Raw genomic sequence first — 13,834 nt, forward strand, 5'->3', positions numbered from 1 at the left:
CACGCAATATTGCGTGCACGCATGTCAGGTGGCACGATCTGATCGTGACCGGCGAACTGGGGCTGCGCGAGCGAAAGAAGCGAGCCACCCGCGAGGCGTTGCAGGCGGCAGCGCTGCGTCTCGCGCTGGCGTGCGGGCCCGAGAACGTCCGCGTCGAAGACATCGCCGACGCCGCCGGGGTCTCGCCCAGGACCTACAACAACTACTTCTCGAGTCGCGAGCAGGCGATCGTGGCCGCCGTCACGGGGGACCGCGCGGCCCACATCGCCGCAGCCGTGACCGCCGGCCCGACCGGGCGGAAGCTCGGCGAGGTCGTCATCGACGCCGTCGTCGCCTCGTACGGCGATGCGGGCCCGCACCCGCACGACGCGATGGTGATGATCGCAACCAGCTCCGTGCTGCGGGCCTGCTACGTCGACACCGTCACCGCGATCGAGGGCCCGCTCGCCGAGGCCATCGTCGAACGCTGCCCGGGCATCGATCGCCTGACCGCCGAGGTGCTGTCCGCAAGCGTCGGCGCGGCCGCCAGGACGGCGCTTCGGCACTGGCTGCAGTCGGCGAGCGAACCGCCGTCAATGCCCGGATTCGTGGTGCCGTCCGGGTCGCTGCCCGACCTTGTCCGGGCCGCCCTGACCCCGCTCGCCCCGGCGCTCGACGACGCCTCGACGACGCGCCCCGCACGATGCCCGGCGCCCTGATCGTCCACCTGCCGCTGCGGGCACCTAGCTGTAGGCGATGCGGTCGGGGCTCTGCTTGGCCCGGTACATCGCCTCGTCGGCCAGTTTGATCAGGCGCTCCGGGTCGACGGCCGCGTCCTCCAGGGACTCCACGACCGTCACGCCGATGGCGGTGGTGACGCTCACCGTGTCGCCGCCGGGGAGCAGTACCGGTTCGGCGATGGCGGCGAGCAGGCGCTCCAGGACCGGCGGGATGCGGTCGGGCGCGCCGATCTGCTCCAGCAGGACCACGAACTCGTCGCCGCCGACGCGGGCCACGAAGTCGGCCGTGCGCACGGTGGCCAGGATGCGCTGGGCGACGCCGATCAGCACCTCGTCGCCGGCGGCGTGGCCGTAGCGGTCGTTGACGGGCTTGAAGCCGTTGAGGTCCAGGAACAGCACGGCCATCGGGCCGCCGCCACGGTGGACGCGGCCGGCGGCGTCGTGGATGCGGTGCACGAGGTGGCGGCGGTTGGCCAGGCCGGTCAGGGGGTCGTGGGCGGCGGCGTGCTCCTGCAGGCGCTGCTCGGTGACGTCGCGGTTGACGTACACGAAGCCGCCGCGGGAGCCGTCGGGGGCCGTCAGCGTGGAGACGGACGACAGGACGGTGAGCGGGGCGCCGTCGAAGCGCCGCTCGCGCAGCTCGCCGCTCCACCGGCCGTGCGCCTCCAGATCGTCGAGGACCTGGCGCGGGCCCACATCGTCGCCGTCCTCCGTGGAGCACGTGGTGTCCAGCAGCGCGAACAGGTCGCAGCCGATGGCCTCGCCGGCCGGATACCCGTAGAGCCGCTCCGCGCCCGCGTTCCAGGAGTCGATGACGTTCTCCGCGGTACAGGAGACGACCGCATCGGAAATGGCGTCGAGCAGATCACTCTGGCGGCGGGCGTCGTCGAGCAGGCTCAGCGTGGCGGCGAGCGCCCGGCCGTGTTCGAGGGCGGCCGACGCGACGACGGCCAGGGCTTCCACGAATGCGGCATCACGAGCGGACAGCGGCGGCTGTACCGCCAGTGCCCCGACGGCCCGCCCGTGGACGACGAGCGGCACCGCGGTGAAGCCCGCCGGCCCGGTCGCGGGGTCCAGCGCGGCGGTCACGGCCCGGTCCGGCAGCTCCGATTCGACGGCCTCGATGAGGCACGCCAGCAGCCGCTCCTCGTCGAGCGCGGCGTCGAGCAGCCGCGCAGTGAGGGCCGCGACGGCACCGGAACGGGACACGGACTCACTATCGGCCAGAGATCGCCGAGCTGAAACAATGTACGATGGCGCCACAATGGCGCCATGAGGGGAGCTGTGGGGATGCCCACGTTCGACACGCCCGCGCCGGTCGCCGTGACCGTCGTGCTGGACACCGGGCGTGTGCGCTGTGTCGCCACGCAGCGCCGCGACACCGCCGTCGCCGTCCTCCCGGCCGGGACCTCGGCCGCCGCGATCGCCGCGGCCGAGCAGACGACGATCGAGCACGGTGCCGGCCTGCTGACCGTCAAAGCGCCGCACCGGGCGATCCTGCGCCCGGGCGGCGGGATCGACGTGTTCCTGGAGGTGCCGGCCGGGTCGAGCCTGGAGGTGCACACCGTGCGGGCCGACATCCGCACGGAGGGTGAGCTGGGGGACTGCCGGTTCAGCACCGTCACCGGCCCGATCCACCTCGAGCACGTGGGCGCGCTGCGGGTCTCGACCTCCGGCTCCGACGTCGTGGCCGGTTACGTCGCCGGGGTCGTCGACGTGCAGGGCGCGACCGCGAGCGTGCGGCTGCAGGAGTGCGCCGCCGACGTCGCCGTGTCGACCGCCAACGGCGGCATCACCGTGGTCCGCGCGGCCGGCAGCGTCCGGGCGAAGACCGCGAACGGCTCCATTCGGGTCGGCGAGCTGGTCCGCGGCGCGGCCGAGCTGAGCACCGCCCGCGGCTCGGTGGAGATCGGTATCGCCGCCGGCACCGCCGCCCACGTCGACGCCCGCTCCACCCTCGGTAGCGTGCACAACCTCCTGGAGGTCCGCACCGGCCCCGAGGGCTTCGCCGAACGGGTGAACGTCCACGCCCGCACCTGGTACGGCACCATCACCATCCAGCGCGCAATGCCCTGAGCGGGCCTCAGCGGGCGGCGTGCTCGGCCCGCGCCGGGGCGCCGACCTCGTGCAGATACCCCAGGGCCTGCCGATACGAGGTGATGAGGCTTGTCTGCTCGTAGGGCACGCCGATCTCCGCGCAGTACGCCTCGACGATCGGCTGGGCGCGGCGCAGGTTCGGCGACGGCATGCCCGGGAACAGGTGGTGTTCGATCTGGTAGTTGAGGCCGCCGAGCGCGGCGTCGGTCAGCCGGCCACCGCGTACGTTACGGGACGTGAGGACCTGCTTACGCAGGAAGTCCTCGTCGCCCGTCGGGTGCGGCATGCCCTTGTGGTTCGGGGCGAACGTCATGCCCAGGTAGACGCCGAACAGCGCCTGGTGCACCAGGACGAACGCGACGGCCTGCAGCGGGGACAGGACGGTGAACAGCGCCGTCAGGTAGACCGCGGCGTGCACGATGAGCAGCGCGCTCTCCATGCGCCGGCGCTTCACGACACCGTTGCGCAGGGCCTTGATGCTGGACACCTTCAGGTCGATCGCCAGCAGCGTGAGCAGCGGGAAGAACAGCCCGGCCTGGTGGCGGGTGATGAAGCCGGCCAGGCCGCGGCGGCCGACGGCCGACTCCGACGCCCAGACCAGCACCTCGGGGAACACGTCCGGGTCCAGGTCGTCGTGGTTCGGGTTGTTGTGGTGGCGGGTGTGCTTGTCCATCCACCAGCCGTAGCTCATCCCGATACCGAGGTTGCCGGCCACGAGCCCGGCGATCTCGCTGGGGCGCTTGGTCCGGAACACCTGGCGGTGCGCCAGGTCGTGGGCCACGAGGGCGAGCTGGGCGAAGGTGACGGCGAGCAGGACGGCGGTCACCAGCTGCCACCATGAGGAGCCGATCAGGACGAACGCGGTCCACCCGCCGACAAACATGAGCGCGACGACGCTCAGCCTGGCGGCATAGTAGGCGGGCCGGCGCTCCATGAGCCGTTCCTCGTTGATCCGGCGGGCCAGCACGGCGAAGTCACTACCTGCCGGCGCCCGCGGCGGCGTCATCGTGGTCGTCATGGATCCAGTACATACGCTGCGCGGCGGCCCGTCAGGAGCACCAGGATCCCCACCATGGGGGTGCTAGCACCCCCACCGGCGCTCAGGCACGCTGGCACAATAGGCGGTGTGGGCGTGACCGGACGGGATCGGCCGGTGGCCCGATGGGCCGGCCGGGGCCTTCGTGGCGCCCTGTCCGGACTGGCCGCCGTCGGGCTGGCGTTCACGAACCTGCCGCTGCTGGTGGTGTCGGTCGTCGCCCTGGCGCTCAGCCCGGTGCCGTTCCTCGGCCTGGCGCTTGTGCCGTGGACGATGACCCTGGTCCGCATGCGGGCCGACCTGGAGCGGCGGCGCGCCTCGCGGACCGGTGTGCTGGTGACCCGCCCCTACCACCCGCCGCCGGCGCGGGCACTGCCCGGCAGCTGGCAGTACTTCCGGTGGACGGTGACCGACCCGGCCACCTGGCGTGACCTCGCCTGGCTGGTGCCGGGCGCGCTCGTCGGCTGCGGGCTCGGGCTGATCGCCGTGCTCCTGCCGCTCTACGGCATCTACGGCCTGACGCTGGCGCCGCTGTGGATCTGGCTCGGCACGGGGTGGTACGGCTACGGCGCGATCTGGTCCGTCGCCGTGCCCGGCGAGGCGATGCTGTGCGTGCCGCAGGGCGGGCTTCTCCTGGGCGTCGGCCTGGCGATAGCGCCCTGGCTGCGCCGCGTCGACGCGCACTTCGTCCACCTGTTCCTCGCGCCGACGAAGAACGCCGAGCTGCGGCTGCGCGTCAACCAGCTGACGATGACGCGGGCCGACGCCGTCGACGCCCAGGCGGCCGAGCTGCGCCGCATCGAGCGGGACCTGCACGACGGCGTCCAGGCCCGGCTCGTCTCGCTGAGTATGATCATCGGCCTCGCCGACGAGCTGCTCGACCGCAACCCGGCCGGCACCCGCAAGCTGCTCCTGGAGGCCCGGGAGTCCAGCAGCGCCGCGCTCGTCGAGCTGCGGCACCTGGTCCGGGGCATCCACCCGCCGGTGCTGGCCGAGCGCGGTCTCGCCGGCGCCGTCCGCGCGCTGGCGATCGGCCTGCCCGTGGAGATCTCGGTCGAGGTGGACCTGCCGGGCCGGCCCGACCTGCCCGTCGAGTCGGCGGCGTACTTCGCCGTCGCCGAGACGCTCACCAACCTCGTGCGGCACAGCCGCGCCCGCCACGGCTCGGTGGTCCTGCGCCACGCGGCCGGGCTCCTGACTATCGTGGTCACCGACGACGGCAGGGGAGGCGCCGACCCCGCGGCCGGCTCCGGCCTGCGCGGCATCGAGCGCCGGCTGGCCGCGTTCGACGGCACCCTGGAATTGTCGAGCCCGCCGTCGGGGCCGACAGTCATCACCATGGAGCTGCCATGCGCGTTGTCATCGCCGAAGACCATGCCCTCCTCCGCGACGGGCTGACGCGGCTGCTGCAGGCGTTCGACTTCGAGATCGTGGCGGCCGTCGACAGCGGCCCGGCCCTGCTCCCGGCCCTGCTGGAGCACCGCCCCGACGTCGCCGTGATCGACGTCCGCCTCCCGCCGACCTTCACCGACGAGGGGCTGCAGGCGGCGATCGCGGCCCGGACCGAGATTCCCGGGCTGCCGACCCTGATGCTGTCCCAGCACGTCGAGCCCCTCTACGCCCGGGAGCTGCTCGCCACCCCGCACGGCGGCGTCGGCTACCTGCTCAAGGACCGGATCTCGCACATCGGCGAGTTCGTCGACGCCGTGTCCCGGGTGGCCGCCGGCGGCACCGCGATGGACCCGGAGGTCATCACCCAGCTCCTGGCCCGCCACGAGCCGTTGGCGGTGCTGACCGCCCGCGAGCGCGAGGTGCTCGGCGAGATGGCCGAGGGCCGCTCCAACTCGGCGATCGCGGCCAAGCTGGGGATCACCGAGAAGGCGGTGAGCAAGCACATCAACAACATGTTCACCAAGCTGGACCTGCCGCCGTCCGACGACGACAACCGCCGCGTCCGCGCGGTGCTCACCTACCTGCACGTCTGAGGCGGGCGCGGGTGCGCCCGAGACCCGGCCGCCGGTCAGGTGACGGTGTCGGTGCGGGTGGCGCTCAGCACGGCGGCGAGCCGGCCGCGGGAGGTGATGCCGAGCTTGGGGAAGATCCGGTACAGGTGGGTGCTGACGGTGCGGTGCGACAGGAACAGCCGCTGGCCGATCTCGCGGTTGGACAGGCCCTCCGCGGCCAGTTCGGCGATCTGGGCCTCCTGCGGCGACAGCCGCTCCCGCGGGCTCGACGTCGGCTGCCACCCGCGCTCGCCGGTCGCCCGCAGCTCCCGGTCGGCCCGCTGCGCCCAGGTGCGCGCGCCGACCGCCTCGAACGTGGCCCGGGCCGCCCGGAGGGGGTCCCGGGATTCGAGGACCCGCCGCCGCCGGCGCAGCCACGTGCCGTAGGCGAGTTCGGCCCGGGCCCGGTGCCACGGCAGGTGCCGGCTCTCCCCGTCGAGGGCGGCCCGGAACAGCGGCTCGGCCTGCGCCGCGCCGGCCAGGACCGCCCGTGAGTACTCCAGGGCCAGCTTCGCCCCGGTGGCGGGGGAGCCGCCGGCGACCGCCTCGACGGCGGCCAGCGCCGCGCGCGCCTCGGCGTGCCGGCCGATGGGGACGGCCGCGTCGGCCAGGTGGCTCAGCGTCCACACCTGCTGCACGCGCTGGAACGCCGGGTCGTCGGGCTGGAACACCCGGCGCAGCTCGCCGAACGCCTGCTCGGGCCGGTTCGCGCCGAGCTCGGCGATCCCGCGGGCCAGCTGCACCCCGGCGAGCAGCGACGACGCCGCATTGGGGGTGCGCAGGGCCACGTGCTGGGCGTCGGTGAGCAGTTCGTGGCGGGTGTCCCAGCCCCGCCCCACCCCGTCGATGAGCGCGATCGCGATCCGGGCGGTGGCCGCCCACAGCGACTGCCCGGTCTCGTCGGCCAGGCGCATGGCCTCGTCGGCGGAGCGGGACATGTCGAACGTCCCGAGGTACACCTCGGCCCACGCCCGGATCGCGAGGGCCTCGGCGAGCAGGCTCATCCGCCCCTGGGCCCGCAGCTCGTTGATCGGCGAGGACAGGAACGCGGCGGCCCGACGGAAGTCGCCGGTGCAGAACGCCGCGATTCCCAGCAGCCCGGCCAGGTCCGGCCGCCCGTCCGCGTCGGCGCTCCACCGCCCGAGCTGCTCGATGACCGCCGGGCCCTGCTCGTTGGGTTCGGACAGCGCGCAGATGGCCAGCAGCGCCGGGTCGTCCTCGGGCCGGCCCGTCCGCCGTGCGGCGAGCACGATGTCGTGGCGCAGTCCGGCCCCGGGGTCGCGCCACCAGACCCGCCGCGCCGCTCCGACCAGCAGCTGCACGGCCAGGTCGAGGTCGCCATCGCCGGTGGCCCGCCGCGCCATGTCGAGCAGGTGCCGGACCTCGGCGGGCTCGCCGGTCGACCCGTCGTGGAACACCCCGTCGAGCCACGCCAGCCGCGATCGGTCCCGCGCCCGCAGGTCCATGCCCCCGACCTGGGCCTTGATCTGCTCGACCTGGCCGTGGCGCCCCAGCTGGTATCCGAGCTCGGCCGCGCTCAGCAGCCGCCCCGCCCGGTCCTGCGGGTCCGGGCTCAGCGCGGCCGCCCGCTCCAGCCACGCCGCCGCCGACGCGATGGCCCCCCGCCGCCGCGCGTTGCCGGCCGCCCGCTCCAGTTCGGCCGCGACCGTCTCGTCCCGCCCGGCGACCGCCGCGGCGCGGTGCCACACCGCCCGATCGGAGTGCGCCGGCAGGACCGCGGCCAGCGCCCGGTGGGCCTGCTCCCGCACGGCCGCCGGCATCGCCTGCCGCAGTGCCGAGCCGACAAGCGGATGCCTGATGGTGTACTGCTCCCCGCCCCCGCTCAGCAGCCCGTGCTCGAACGCGGGCCGGGCCGCGGCCCGATCCAGTGGCGCCCCGTGCAGCGCGGCCGCCGCGGCGAGGACGTCGTCGAGATTGTCGCCGTCGTCGATCGCGGCCACGGTCAGGATCGCCTGGACGGCCGCCCCGAGGTGCTCGGCCCGCGCGGCGAACGCCCGCTCCAGCCGCGTGGTCATGGGCAGCTCGTCGTCCAGCTCGCCGCCGGCGTGCCGCCCGGACTCCACCGCCTCGGCGAACTCCAGCAGCGCCAGCGGGTTGCCGCGGGCCTGCCGCAGCACCCGCTCCCGCACCGCCGGGGCCAGCCCGGGCGCCCGTGCGTCGAGCAAGGCCGCCGCGGCGTCGTCGTCGATACCGTGCAGCTGCGTCCATCCGACGGTCTGGGCGTCGATGGACGGCGGCCCGGGCCGGGCGGTGCACAGCAGCACCACGCGCTCCCCGGCGATGCGCCGCGCCACGAACGCGAGGGCGTCGATCGACGATTGGTCGATCCACTGCAGGTCGTCGAGGCCGACAAGCACCGGCGCCCGGGAGGACGCGTCGACGATCAGCTCCAGCGCGGCCAGGTAGGCGAAGAAGCCGCTGGCCGGTGGCGTCTGGGCCGGCGGGGCAGGTGCCGGCCGATCGTGCGGGTTCTCCGCGGCGTCGTCGCTCATGGCGAAGCAGGCGAGCAGGGCGTCGCGCTGCATCCCGGGCAGCCGGTCGGCGTTGGCCAGCAGCGGCCGCAGCACCTGGTGCAGGCCGGCGAACGGCAGGTGCGTCTCCGACTGGCGGCCGCGCGCGACGAGCACCGTGAACCCGTGCCCCCGCGCGTGGTCGACGGCCGCCGCCAGCATGGCGCTCTTGCCGACGCCGGCCTCGCCGAGCAGGCCGATCGCCCGCCCCTGCGCGCCGGCGTCGTCGAGCTGCGCGAAGAGGGCGCCGAGTTCGGCGTCCCGCCCGAGCAGCGACGGTCCGGGGTCCGGGCGTGTCGGGGGCATGGTGATGTGACATTACCCAATCGCCGCCGCATCGCGCCGGTGGCTATCGGCCGATCCGGTCCAGCTCCGTCAGGTCGTCGGGGGAGAGCTGCGTCGCGGCGCCGTCGATGTTCTCGTGGAGGTGCTCGCTGGCTGCGGTACCCGGGATGAGCAGGATGTTCGGCGAGCGCTGCAGCAGCCAGGCCAGGGCCACTCCCATCGGCTTCGCGCCGAGCCGGTCGGCCACGCTCGACAGTGCCGTGGACTGCAGCGGGCTGAACCCGCCGAGCGGGAAGAACGGCACGTAGGCGATCCCGTCCGCGGCGAGCGCGTCGATCAGCTCGTCGTCGTGGCGGTACGCGAGGTTGTACATGTTCTGCACGCACACGATGGGTGCGATGGAGCGGGCCTCGGCCACCTGTGCCGCGGTGGCGTTGCTGACCCCGAGGTGCCGGATGAGGCCTTCGCGCTGCAGTTCGGCGAGCGTCTCGAAGGCCTCGGCGAGGGACCCGTCCTGCGGCCCCTGCGCGTTGCCGAGCCGGAGGTTGACCAGGTCGAGCCGGTCGAGTTTGAGCAGGTCGAGGTTGTCGTGCACGGCCCGCCGCAGGCTTGCCGGGTCTCGCGCCGGCGGCCATCCGCCCTGTGCGTCGCGGCCGGCGCCGACCTTGGTGACGATGTGCAGCCCGGCCGGGTAGGGGTGCAGCGCCTCCCGGATCAGCCGGTTGGTGACGTGCGGCCCGTAGGCGTCAGCGGTGTCGATGTGCGTGATACCGAGCTCGACGACTTCGCGCAGCAGTGCCCGCGCGCCGTCCGGGTCGTGGGGCGGCCCCATGACGTAGGGCCCGGCGAGCTGCATGGCGCCGTAGCCGAACCGTGTGACGGTCAGATCGCCCAGCGTCCAGGTGCCGCCGGGAAGAGAGGTGAACGACATGGCTCCACTTTGGTGGGGTAGCTTCCTATTGGGAAGTGCGCACTTTAAAGTGCGTAGCGCACCTCGAGGGGGATCTCCATGACCCGGACCAAGGCCGAGTACGACGCCTACCTGTCCGTCTGCCCGAGCCACAAACTCCTGGAGCGCATCTCCGGCAAGTGGGTGGCGCTGATCCTCGCCGCCCTGGGCAGTGGCCCGCAGTGCACCGGCTCGCCCGGCCCGATGCGCTACTCGGAGCTGTCGCGCCTGCTGGCCGGCGTGAGCCAGAAGATGCTCACCCAGACCCTGCGCGCCCTGGAACGCGACGGTCTGATCTCCCGCACGGTCACGCCCACCGTCCCGGTCACCGTCACCTACGAGCTGACCGATCTGGGCCTGTCCCTGCACGCCACCATGCGCACGCTGAAGCTCTGGGCCCAGGAGCACATGGACGACGTCTTCACCAACCGCGCCGTCTACGACAGCTGAGCACTGCGCGGCCGGCCGGCCCGCGAGCGGCGCACGGCCCGGTGCGGTGCCCGCGCGGGCGGCGCGCATCCGGCGCTGGTTCGCCGACATGCGCGGCTCGATCGCGGGTAGCAACCGGCGACTCGACAGAACGGGAGGTACCGCAGATGCCGGTGCTGGCAATCCATCGGTTTGAACGCTTCTTTCGCGCGGCGGCGAGCCTGGACGTGGACAAGAGTGACGTCAAACGCTACGACGACTTCGTCGACGAGAAGGTGTACGACCTGCTGCTGATCGCCCAGGCGAGAGCGAAGGCCGACGGCCGCGACATCGTCGCGCCGCACGACATACCCGTGACGAAGGGCCTGCAGGAGCGCATCCACGAGTTCCGGCGGCTGGACGAGGAGATCGAGCTGCGTCCCATCCTCGAGACGATCACGGCCCGGCCGCCGCTGGATCTGGCCCTCGGCGATGAGACGGAGCGCCGGCTGCCGGACATCGTCGGTGGCCTGAGCGTCGCACTCGCGCGTACTTTCAAGGTCATGGATCCGCGGCTGAAGAATCCGCAGACCGACGACTGGGACCGGGCGCTGCGGATCTGCGACCTTCTGCTCTGAAGGCGATGCACCGACGGCAGGCCCGGCCGGGCTCCGCGCTCGTCTGTGTCGATCGACGAGCGCGGAGGCCCGACGGGTCGCGGAGCCGGTGGCGCTCGAGGCTGCCGGTCAGCTGTGCGGGTCGCTCGGCGGCCGGCTGAGCATCTCGCGGGCCTGGTCGGCGACGTCGGCGTCGACGATGACGGTGTAGTGGTCGGCCTGCAGGGTCGGGGTGGAGGTGAAGTCGCGTTCGCCTCTGGTCATGGCGTGGGCGATCGCGCCCCAGACGGCGCCCCAGACGGCGCCGGCGATGACGGCGAAGAGCAGGACCCGCCACCATGCGCCGACGGCGAAGGCGCCGAGCAGGATGCCGATCAGCAGGCCGAACCACGCGCCGGTGCCGGCGCCGGCGAGCGCCGCCCGGCCGGTCGTCAGCCGACCGTGTACCTGCTCGACCAGCCGCAGGTCGGAGCCGACGATCCGGACGCGGTCGACCGGGAAGTTGTTGTCGGAGAGGAAGTCGACAGCGCGTTGTGCGCTTGCGTAGTCGGCGTAGCTGGCGACGGCGACGGTGGCCGGTCCGGTGCCGGTACGGCCCTCGGGAGTGTCGCCGTCGCGCGCTGCCGGGCGGGTGCCGGACGGGCCCCGCGGCATGGTTTCGTTGTCGTGAAGGCCGAATGTGCTGCGGCTCGGGTGCGTCATGTCATGCTCCCGTCATGGCGCGTCGTGGGGCGAACTGCCGGCTCTACCCGGGCCGGCGCCGCCTAACCGCCCCTGCGTCGGCGGCGCCGGGCTGCGTGGGTCAGCCGAGCGCGTCGGTGATGGGCGTGTCCGCGGGCATGGTGACGACCAGCTTCCGGTTGGCGAACTCCTTGAAGCCGATGGAGGACAGCTCCCGCCCGTAGCCGGACAGTTTGATGCCGCCGAAGGGCAGTTGCGGTTCGGACGACGTCGGGTGGTTGATCCACACCATGCCGGTGTCGATCCGGTCCGCGACCGACCGGGCCCGCTCCAGATCGGTGCCGAACACGGCGCCGCCGAGGCCGTACGGCGAGTCGTTGGCCAGCGCGACCGCGTCGTCATCGCTGTCCACCTCATGGACAACGGCGACCGGACCGAACAGTTCCTCGCGATAGGCGCGCATCGCCGGGGTGACACCGACGAGGACGGTGGGTTGCATGAACGCGCCGGGGCGATCGATGCGGCCGCCGCCGGTGACGGCGACGGCGCCCTTGTCGAGGGCGTCGCGGACCTGGTCCGACAGCTTCTCGGCGGCCCGCTCCGAGGACATCGGCGCCAGCGTGGTGGCCTCGTCGGCGGGATCGCCGGGCCGCAGCGCGCGCATCCGCTGGGCCAGGGCGGTCACGAACCCCTCGTACGCGCCGGACAGCACGATCATCCGCTTGGCGCTCACGCAGCTCTGCCCCATGTTGTGCATGCGCCCCGCCATGGCCGCGTCGACGGTGTGCCCGAGGTTGTCGCCGTCGAGGACGATGAACGGATCGCTGCCGCCCAGTTCCAGGACGCTCTTCTTGGTGCTGCGCCCGGCGGCGGCCCCGACGCTGGCGCCGCCGCGCTCGCTGCCGGTCAGCGATGCGCCGCGCACGACGTCGAGCTCCACGACGCGGTCGAACTCGGAGCCGGTGATCAGCAGGTTGGTGTACACCCCCTGCGGTATCCCCGCGTCGGCGAACAGCCGCTCCATGGCGAGCGCCGTCTGCGGGGTGTTGCTCGCGTGCTTGAGCAGGATCGTGTTGCCCAGCACCAGATTGGGTCCGGCGAACCGCACCACCTGGTACACCGGGAAGTTCCATGGCTGGGCGCCTGCTATCACGCCCAGGGGATCGTTGACGACGGCGGCCGATCCGCCGTCGAGCTCCAGCGGCTCGTCGGCGAGCAGTCTGGGCCCCTCGTCGGCGCAGTACTGCAGGATCCTCGCGGAAAGGTCCATCTCGGCGCGGCTGTGCCTGATGAGCTTGCCCATCTCCAGCGTCGCCAGCTGGGCCAGCTCCTCGCCGCGTTCGCGGAGCAGCCGCGCGGCCCGCGCGAGCACAGCGGCCCGCTCGTCGACGCCGGCCCGGCGCCAGGACTGGAATGCGCGGTGCGCGCGCTGCGCCGCGTCGTCGACGGCCTCGGGGCTCATCGGCGGGAACTCACGGACGATCTGGTTGTTGTAGGGGTTGACGGTGGCGATCGGGCTGTGCCGGACAGCGGAGGACGTGGACATGGGTTCCTCCCTCGCGCAACGGTTGGAAGCGTGCACTGCTACCCCGCGAACGCAGCCTCAACCCGGCGGAGGTTTGCCCACCGAATCCCGAGGTAGTGCGCGGCGATGAAGACGTTGAGCATGCGGATGGTGGAGCTGCCGGCCGGCGAGCAGCTACCGGTGCTGGGGCAGGGCACCTGGGGGTTGGGCGAGGACCCGAAGCGCCGTGACGAAGAGCTCACCGCGCTGCGGCTGGGCCTCGACCTGGAGATGACCCTTATCGACACCGCCGAGATGTACGGCGGCGGTGCCGCCGAACGGCTCGTCGGTGACGCGGTCTTCGACCGCCGCGACGAAGTGTTCCTGGTGACGAAGGTGCTGCCGGAGCACGCCGACCAGGTGGGCGCGATCGAGGCCTGCCACCGCAGCCTGCACCGGCTGCGGACCGATCACATCGACATGTACCTGCTGCACTGGCCCGGCCCCGTGCCCGTCGAGGAGACCGTCGAGGCGTTCACTGTCCTGCAGCAGCAGGGCAAGATCCGGTTCTGGGGCGTCAGCAACTTCGACACCACCGACCTGCTGGAGGTCTCCGCGGCACCCGACGGCAACTCGGTGCAGACCGACCAGGTGCTGTACAACCTGGCCCATCGTGGCATCGAATGGGATCTGCTGCCGGCGTGCCAGCGCTCCGGGCTGACCGTGATGGCCTACGCGCCGTTCGACCACCGGGGATCCGTGGTGCGCCACCCGGCGGTCGTGGCCGTCGCCGAGCGCCATGGCGCCACCCCGGCGCAGGTGGCCCTGGCGTGGGTGCTCCGCCAGGACGGGGTCACGACGATCCCGAAGGCCGCCTACCCGGAGCACACCGCGGAGAACCGCGCCTCGCTGGACCTCCGCCTGACCACGGAGGACTTCGCCGACCTCGACCGTGCGTTCCCGCCGCCGGACGGCCCGACGCCGTTGGAGGTGATCTGACATGA

13 protein-coding genes are annotated in these 13,834 nt (G+C 72.9%); 7 read left to right on the forward strand and 6 right to left on the reverse strand.

Going from position 1 to position 13,834, the window contains the following annotated elements; translation table 11 throughout:
- The first annotated feature begins 44 nt into the window (after nt 1-44).
- Nucleotides 45-698: a TetR/AcrR family transcriptional regulator gene (locus tag Dvina_RS15965; RefSeq protein WP_246656245.1), complete on the forward strand. Its 654-nt coding sequence runs from the start codon at nt 45-47 to the stop codon at nt 696-698.
- 24 nt (nt 699-722) lie between these two features.
- On the opposite strand, the gene Dvina_RS15970 is transcribed toward Dvina_RS15965, so the two are convergent.
- Nucleotides 723-1,928 (reverse strand): sensor domain-containing diguanylate cyclase, encoded by a 1,206-nt coding sequence (locus tag Dvina_RS15970; RefSeq protein ID WP_223103262.1) that lies wholly within the window; start codon nt 1,926-1,928, stop codon nt 723-725.
- Nucleotides 1,929-1,991: 63 nt separating this feature from the next.
- On the opposite strand from Dvina_RS15970, the gene Dvina_RS15975 reads away from it, so the two are divergent.
- Nucleotides 1,992-2,795 (forward strand): DUF4097 family beta strand repeat-containing protein, encoded by an 804-nt coding sequence (locus Dvina_RS15975; protein ID WP_223103263.1) that lies wholly within the window; start codon nt 1,992-1,994, stop codon nt 2,793-2,795.
- A 7-nt stretch (nt 2,796-2,802) separates the two neighbouring features.
- On the opposite strand, the gene Dvina_RS15980 is transcribed toward Dvina_RS15975, so the two are convergent.
- Nucleotides 2,803-3,834, reverse strand: coding sequence for a fatty acid desaturase family protein (locus Dvina_RS15980; RefSeq protein ID WP_223103264.1), 1,032 nt, complete (start codon nt 3,832-3,834; stop codon nt 2,803-2,805).
- Nucleotides 3,835-3,948: 114 nt separating this feature from the next.
- Here Dvina_RS15980 and Dvina_RS15985 point away from each other — a divergent pair, with 114 nt between their 5' ends.
- Together Dvina_RS15985 and Dvina_RS15990 are read left to right on the forward strand one after the other, a co-directional pair.
- Nucleotides 3,949-5,250, forward strand: a complete 1,302-nt coding sequence (locus Dvina_RS15985; protein WP_246656246.1) for a sensor histidine kinase — start codon at nt 3,949-3,951, stop codon at nt 5,248-5,250.
- Nucleotides 5,202-5,837, forward strand: a complete 636-nt coding sequence (locus tag Dvina_RS15990; RefSeq protein WP_223103266.1) for a LuxR C-terminal-related transcriptional regulator — start codon at nt 5,202-5,204, stop codon at nt 5,835-5,837. Before Dvina_RS15985 ends, Dvina_RS15990 begins: the two co-directional genes overlap by 49 nt.
- Nucleotides 5,838-5,872: 35 nt before the next feature.
- On the opposite strand, the gene Dvina_RS55190 is transcribed toward Dvina_RS15990, so the two are convergent.
- Both Dvina_RS55190 and Dvina_RS16000 read right to left on the reverse strand, forming a co-directional pair.
- Entirely contained in the window at nt 5,873-8,692 is a 2,820-nt protein-coding gene (locus Dvina_RS55190; RefSeq protein WP_223103267.1) for an ATP-binding protein, read from the reverse strand.
- A 43-nt stretch (nt 8,693-8,735) separates the two neighbouring features.
- Complete coding sequence (locus Dvina_RS16000; protein ID WP_223103268.1) at nt 8,736-9,602, reverse strand: oxidoreductase; 867 nt, start codon at nt 9,600-9,602, stop codon at nt 8,736-8,738.
- Nucleotides 9,603-9,680: 78 nt separating this feature from the next.
- Between Dvina_RS16000 and Dvina_RS16005 the strand changes: the two genes are divergently transcribed.
- Together Dvina_RS16005 and Dvina_RS16010 are read left to right on the forward strand one after the other, a co-directional pair.
- The gene (locus Dvina_RS16005) at nt 9,681-10,070 is read left to right on the forward strand and encodes a winged helix-turn-helix transcriptional regulator (RefSeq protein ID WP_223103269.1); all 390 of its coding nucleotides are present in this window, start codon (nt 9,681-9,683) and stop codon (nt 10,068-10,070) included.
- 146 nt (nt 10,071-10,216) lie between these two features.
- Nucleotides 10,217-10,666, forward strand: coding sequence for a DUF1931 family protein (locus Dvina_RS16010; RefSeq protein WP_223103270.1), 450 nt, complete (start codon nt 10,217-10,219; stop codon nt 10,664-10,666).
- A 108-nt stretch (nt 10,667-10,774) separates the two neighbouring features.
- On the opposite strand, the gene Dvina_RS16015 is transcribed toward Dvina_RS16010, so the two are convergent.
- Both Dvina_RS16015 and Dvina_RS16020 read right to left on the reverse strand, forming a co-directional pair.
- Nucleotides 10,775-11,347, reverse strand: coding sequence for a YflT domain-containing protein (locus Dvina_RS16015; RefSeq protein ID WP_223103271.1), 573 nt, complete (start codon nt 11,345-11,347; stop codon nt 10,775-10,777).
- Nucleotides 11,348-11,447: 100 nt separating this feature from the next.
- Nucleotides 11,448-12,872 carry an NAD-dependent succinate-semialdehyde dehydrogenase gene (locus tag Dvina_RS16020; protein ID WP_223103272.1) on the reverse strand — a complete coding sequence of 475 codons (1,425 nt, stop codon included), beginning with the start codon at nt 12,870-12,872 and terminating at the stop codon, nt 11,448-11,450.
- 105 nt (nt 12,873-12,977) lie between these two features.
- On the opposite strand from Dvina_RS16020, the gene Dvina_RS16025 reads away from it, so the two are divergent.
- On the forward strand, nt 12,978-13,829 hold the full coding sequence (locus tag Dvina_RS16025; RefSeq protein ID WP_223103273.1) for an aldo/keto reductase: 852 nt from the start codon (nt 12,978-12,980) through the stop codon (nt 13,827-13,829).
- The last annotated feature ends 5 nt before the right edge of the window (nt 13,830-13,834 follow it).

This window comes from Dactylosporangium vinaceum, assembly GCF_019904175.1.
GTDB classification, from domain to species: Bacteria; Actinomycetota; Actinomycetes; order Mycobacteriales; family Micromonosporaceae; genus Dactylosporangium; species Dactylosporangium vinaceum.

Bases quoted from the DNA above. Each gene is read 5' to 3' on its own strand.
- Dvina_RS16025 (WP_223103273.1), top strand. From the start codon at position 12,978: ATGAAGACGTTGAGCATGCGGATGGTGGAGCTGCCGGCCGGCGAGCAG.
- Dvina_RS15990 (WP_223103266.1), top strand. From the start codon at position 5,202: ATGCGCGTTGTCATCGCCGAAGACCATGCCCTCCTCCGCGACGGGCTG.
- Dvina_RS16015 (WP_223103271.1), bottom strand. From the start codon at position 11,347: ATGACGCACCCGAGCCGCAGCACATTCGGCCTTCACGACAACGAAACC.
- Dvina_RS15980 (WP_223103264.1), bottom strand. From the start codon at position 3,834: ATGACGACCACGATGACGCCGCCGCGGGCGCCGGCAGGTAGTGACTTC.
- Dvina_RS16005 (WP_223103269.1), top strand. From the start codon at position 9,681: ATGACCCGGACCAAGGCCGAGTACGACGCCTACCTGTCCGTCTGCCCG.
- Dvina_RS55190 (WP_223103267.1), bottom strand. From the start codon at position 8,692: ATGCCCCCGACACGCCCGGACCCCGGACCGTCGCTGCTCGGGCGGGAC.
- Dvina_RS15975 (WP_223103263.1), top strand. From the start codon at position 1,992: ATGAGGGGAGCTGTGGGGATGCCCACGTTCGACACGCCCGCGCCGGTC.
- Dvina_RS16020 (WP_223103272.1), bottom strand. From the start codon at position 12,872: ATGTCCACGTCCTCCGCTGTCCGGCACAGCCCGATCGCCACCGTCAAC.
- Dvina_RS16000 (WP_223103268.1), bottom strand. From the start codon at position 9,602: ATGTCGTTCACCTCTCTTCCCGGCGGCACCTGGACGCTGGGCGATCTG.
- Dvina_RS16010 (WP_223103270.1), top strand. From the start codon at position 10,217: ATGCCGGTGCTGGCAATCCATCGGTTTGAACGCTTCTTTCGCGCGGCG.